Genomic DNA, 5,148 nt, shown 5'->3' on the forward strand with positions numbered 1-5,148 from the left:
ACGCACGCTCAATCCCGTTGCGGCGCCTCGTCGGCACTCGGACTGGTTGGCTGTAGAGGCGCAACCGTGGCTGTGGTGGAACTCGGCTTGACGTAGTCGGAGTCCGTCGTGGTGCAGCCTGGCAGGACCACCACGAGGAGGGCGACGAAAAGCAGGATAAGGGAGATTGATGAAGCACCGGACGCAGCGCAGGCCGATCGCACCCATCGCGCCCTCCCGATCAGCAAATGATGGCCCATCACGCTTCTCCTTCGCACTTCGCACTAGCGGCCCCATCGCGGCCAGCTTTGGCGGCGTCGCGCGCATAAAAACAATGCTACAGCGTGCAGCGTGCTTCGGTAGTCAGTTTTTCGTAAGGCTAATCGTTTGAAATGGCGGTAGATCGTCTTTCTTACTCTGCTGTCGAGCATTCTTGGCGTGGCCCATCACCCCATGCGCGGCTCGCTTGCGATAATTCATTACTGATACGGGGGAAACATCATGCAAATTGGCTCGATCGTGACGTCGGCACACATTGCCGTGCCTGCGGGAGCCCGCGGCATCGTCATGCGCATACTCGGCGATATGGCGATGGTGGCCTGGTATGCGGGCGAACCGGGTGCGTCGCCGCAGCTCAACACTGAGCCCTTTTTTATCGAGGACCTGATCGATACCGGCGAAATTGTCGCTCGACCTGCCGGCGCGCAGACGCATTGAGGCACGGGGCAACTGAGCCCCGTCTGGACGGAAACTTCAAGCAGCGGGTGGCTTTCGGCGACATATCTGCGCTCAGAGGGCCCGGATAAACCCACGTCACGCTCTCTGTCACCGGCCGCTTCGCTGCGACATGGCCGACACGCCGACACGGCGGCCCAAAGCACGGGACCATGGGAGGGTCGAAAAAACCTCGGTGCTTGTTGCTACCGGTCGACCGCCATTGCGGCACAATGCCGGAATGAGCGACGATTTCTCTTTTGATTCTTCCGACGAGCGCAGCTCGAACGCGCCCACACATCCTTTTACGCGTCTCACGCCGGAATGCGTGCTCGATGCCCTCGATGGCGTGCTCGCGGCATCCGGCGAGCGAACGGACGGGCGGCTACTGCCGCTCAACAGCTACGAGAACCGGGTCTATCAGGTTGGCATCGAGGATGGTGCGCCTGTCGTGGCGAAGTTTTACCGTCCAGGCCGTTGGTCTGACGAGGCGATTCTCGAAGAGCATGCCTTTGTCGCCGATCTCGCTGCGCACGAAGTGCCCGCAGTCCCCGCGCGCGTGATCGATTCGCGTTCGCTGCATGCCTTCGACGGTTTTCGTTTCGCCATCTTCGAGCGCCGCGGCGGCCGAGCTCCCGAGCTCGAGCGTCGCGACACGCTTGAATGGATGGGGCGGTTCATCGGCCGCATCCATGCAATTGGTCGACAGGCGCCTTATGTCGAACGGCCTGCGCTCGACATTCAAACGTTCGGCTATGAGCCGCGTGACTTCTTGCTCGCGAGCGGCTTCGTGCCCGATGACGTCCGAGCGTCGTATGAAGCGGCGGTGACCCTCGCGCTCGAGGGCGTCGAGCGTGCGTTCGATGCGGCGGGCGATGTACGGCAACAGCGCCTGCACGGCGATTGCCACGCGAGCAACGTGCTCTGGACCGATGCCGGTCCGCATTTTGTGGACTTTGACGACAGCCGGATGGGCCCTGCGGTGCAGGATCTCTGGTTGCTGCTGCCCGGCGGACGCGACGATGCGTCGCGAACGCTCGCAGGCCTCTTGGCCGGCTATGAGCATTTTTGCGAGTTCGACCCACGCGAGTTGCAACTGATTGAAGCGCTGCGGACGCTGCGGCTGATTCACTATGCAGCCTGGCTTGCACGACGCTGGGACGATCCCGCGTTCCCGGCCGCTTTCCCCTGGTTCAACACGCAGCGTTATTGGGAAGCGCGCGTGCTTGAGTTGCGTGAGCAGATCGGAGCAATGCAGGAAGGGCCGCTCACGCCTTGAGCATCAGACTGACGATGGCCTTGAAGCGCCGTCCGTAGGGCGGCAGCAGCCAGCCTCGCGCATTCCAGCGTGCCTGCGTGAAAACGGGCTTCATTTGCGAAAACGTCATGAAGCCCTCGTAGCCGTGGTAGGCGCCCATTCCGCTCGCGCCCACACCGCCGAATGGCAGTCCCGTGCAAGCCACGTGCAATAGCGTCTCGTTGATGGCGACGCCGCCTGAGACCGTCTCGCGCAGCACGCGCTCGACGCTCGCCGGATCGTTCTCAAAGAGATAAAGCGCAAGCGGGCGTTCGCGCGCATTCACGTAGCGAATGGCCTCGTCGAGCGTGTCGTAGGGCACGAGCGGCAGCAGCGGGCCGAAGATCTCCTCACGCATCAGCGCGCAGTCGGCGGGGGCGTCCGTCACGATGGAGGGCACGAATCGGCGGCTTGCCGGGCTCGCCTGCGAGGCCCCGTTGCGCGAGGGAGCGCCTTCGACATCGCCCGAGCGGGGTGCCGATGCGCTTGCTTCGGCTGCACCTTGGTTGCGCGTTGAGACATCGATGAGCGGATGCAATTGCGCACCGGCTGCCGCGGCATCCTCGGCAAGCCGCACGAGGCGCGCCCAGTGCTGATCCGTGATGATCGTCGTGTAGTCGCGATTGCGCGCGAAATCCGGGTAGAGCCGGGCCATTTGCCTGCGCGCCCGTGCAATGAACGCCGCTTCGGTGCCGCGCGGCACGAGTGCGTAGTCCGGGGCAATGCAGGTCTGGCCCGCATTGAGCGTCTTGCCGGCGACGATGCTGTCGACGGCTGCATCGAATTGCGCATGCAGACCCACGATGGCCGGCGATTTGCCGCCAAGTTCGAGCGTGACGGACGTGAGATGGTTCGCCGCGCTGCGCATGACTTGTCGTCCGACTGCCGTCGAGCCCGTGAAAAGCAGATGATCGAACGGCAGCGCGCTGAACGCCGCGCCAAATGACGCGTCGCCCGTTACCACCGCCACCTGATCGTGGGCAAAGGTCTGGGCGATCAGTCGTTTGATCAGTTCGGCGGTGTTCGGCGTCAGCTCCGACATTTTGATCATTGCGCGATTGCCGGCGGCAAGCGCCCCGACAAGCGGTCCGATGGCGAGCAATAACGGATAGTTCCATGGAGCAACGATGCCGACGACGCCAAGCGGCTGAGGCAAGATGTGCGCACGTGCCGGCAGCAGCCAGATGCCCGTCGCGCGGCGCATCGGCTTCATCCATCGCCTGCCGTATCGCAGCGCGGTATCGATCTCTTTCTTCAAGAGCCACAACTCGGAAAGCAGCACCTCGGCCTTGGCGCGCTGACCGAAATCGGCGCTGATCGCGTGGGCGAGCGCGTCTCGATGGTCGAGCAGCATCGCGCGCAGTGCGCTCAGATGCTCGGCGCGCTTCTCCCAGGCAGGATAGGGCACTTGCCTATGCGCGGCGCGCTGAGCGCGCAACAGTTCATTGAGCATGGCGGCGTCGGACAGATCGTTCTCTTTCATGGCGTTTGCTTTGGGGGTGGCCGCAGCGCTTAGGCCGTGAACGCGCGCGCAACGATAGCGGCGTGGTCGTATGCGCCCGGCAATGTTCCGAATACGCAACCCCATTGGCTCGCACCGCTCGCCAGCGCATTGCCAGCCCTGTCGCCTGTGTCCGCAGTAAGGCCGCCGATTGTGCCGCCGATGCGCGTCGCGATGAACGCGTCGGCGTTCTCGCCAGGCGCGTGTTGCAGCATCAGCACAGCCTGTGCGCACAGCACAAGCTGCTGTGCAAGGCGGCGCGCGAGCGCTTCGCGGACTTCGGGCGGCGTGCTGAGCGATGCCTCGAGTTCGGTCAGGGCCGCGGCGACCGTGCGATGTTCGTGCGCCGCCTCTCGCCAGTGTGTGAGGAGGGCCTGCGCCGCCTGCGGATCACGTTCGATCGCGCGCAGCACGTCGAGGCACATGACGTTGCCGGAGCCTTCCCAAATCGAGTTGACGGGCGCTTCGCGGTAATGGCGTGCCATAGGGCTTTCCTCGACGTAGCCGTTACCGCCGAGCACCTCCATCGCCTCGCCGGTGAACGCGAGCGCGCGCTTGCAGACCCAGAATTTCGCGGCCGGTGTGACGATGCGCCGCCACGCACGATCAAGGTGACTCTCCGGAGCGCCTCCGGCGCTTTGCGCAGCCAGATGCGCATCGAAGGCCCTTGCGAGCCGCATGAAGAGCACGGTGGCCGCTTCCGATTCGAGTGCGAGATCGGCGAGGACGTTGCGCATGAGCGGCTGATCGGCCAGACATCGTCCGAATGCGATGCGATGGCGCACGTGGTGAATCGCTTGCACGAGTGCGGCACGCATCAGCGCGGCGCTGCCGATCACGCAATCGAGCCGCGTGTAGTTGGCCATTTCGATGATCGTCGGCACGCCTCGTCCCGCTTCGCCGATCAAGACGCCGTACGCGTCAAGAAACTCGACTTCGCCGCTCGCGTTCGAGCGATTACCTAGCTTGTCCTTGAGGCGGTTCACCTGGATCGCGTTGCGCTGGCCATCGGGCGTGAAACGCGGCACGTAGAAGCAGGAGAGGGCGTCGTCGCCATCGGTGCGGGCAAGGACGAGATGGGCGTCGCATTGCGGGGCCGAAAAGAACCATTTGTGGCCGACGAGGCGGTATGCGTCGCCACGCCCGCCTGCATCGAGTGCATAAGCGCGCGTGCGGTTCATGCGCACATCCGAGCCGCCTTGCTTTTCTGTCATGCCCATGCCGATCATCATCGAGCGCTTTTCGCCCAGCGGGGCATCGCGTGAGTCGTGTTCGAGCGCGTAAAGCTTGTCGGCGAGCGTTGCAAAGAGGGCGGGTTCGCGCCGCAAAACGGGGATGCTGGCGAACGTCATTGTCAGCGGGCAAAGGGAGCCGGATTCGAGCTGCGCATGGAGAAAGTAGCCGGCGCAGCGCGCGGCCATCGCCCCCTCGCGCGGATTCGAGAACGGCAATGCGTGGAGCCCTTGCGCGCGCAGCAGTGCAAGCAGCCGATGCCAGCTCGGGTGAAACTCCAGGTCATCGATGCGCTCGCCGCGCGGGCTGTAGGTGAAAAGCTCCGGAGCGTGACGGTTGGCCTGCGCGGCGAGTGCGAGGACATCCGGCGTGCTGAGCTGCGCGCCGTCGCCCGTCAGGGCCTCGGCATGCCAGCCGGCGCCTT

Annotated in this window: 4 protein-coding genes; 2 read left to right on the forward strand and 2 right to left on the reverse strand. The window is 64.3% G+C overall.

Annotated elements, in window-relative coordinates; translation table 11 throughout:
* Positions 1-480 precede the first annotated feature (480 nt).
* Positions 481-696: a hypothetical protein gene (locus VL598_RS10935; RefSeq protein WP_325326734.1), complete on the forward strand. Its 216-nt coding sequence runs from the start codon at positions 481-483 to the stop codon at positions 694-696.
* 238 nt (positions 697-934) lie between these two features.
* A complete protein-coding gene (locus VL598_RS10940) occupies positions 935-1,972 on the forward strand; it encodes a serine/threonine protein kinase (RefSeq protein ID WP_325326735.1) in 1,038 nt (345 codons plus the stop codon).
* On the opposite strand, the gene VL598_RS10945 is transcribed toward VL598_RS10940, so the two are convergent.
* A complete protein-coding gene (locus tag VL598_RS10945) occupies positions 1,962-3,473 on the reverse strand; it encodes a coniferyl aldehyde dehydrogenase (RefSeq protein ID WP_325326736.1) in 1,512 nt (503 codons plus the stop codon). The genes VL598_RS10940 and VL598_RS10945 overlap by 11 nt on opposite strands.
* 29 nt (positions 3,474-3,502) lie before the next feature.
* Positions 3,503-5,148: isovaleryl-CoA dehydrogenase (locus tag VL598_RS10950; RefSeq protein WP_325326737.1), on the reverse strand; the 1,646-nt coding region annotated here is incomplete at its 5' end.

This window comes from Trinickia sp. (assembly GCF_035492435.1).
Classification (GTDB): Bacteria; Pseudomonadota; Gammaproteobacteria; order Burkholderiales; family Burkholderiaceae; genus Trinickia.

Bases quoted from the DNA above. Each gene is read 5' to 3' on its own strand.
- VL598_RS10945 (WP_325326736.1), bottom strand. From the start codon at position 3,473: ATGAAAGAGAACGATCTGTCCGACGCCGCCATGCTCAATGAACTGTTG.
- VL598_RS10940 (WP_325326735.1), top strand. From the start codon at position 935: ATGAGCGACGATTTCTCTTTTGATTCTTCCGACGAGCGCAGCTCGAAC.
- VL598_RS10935 (WP_325326734.1), top strand. From the start codon at position 481: ATGCAAATTGGCTCGATCGTGACGTCGGCACACATTGCCGTGCCTGCG.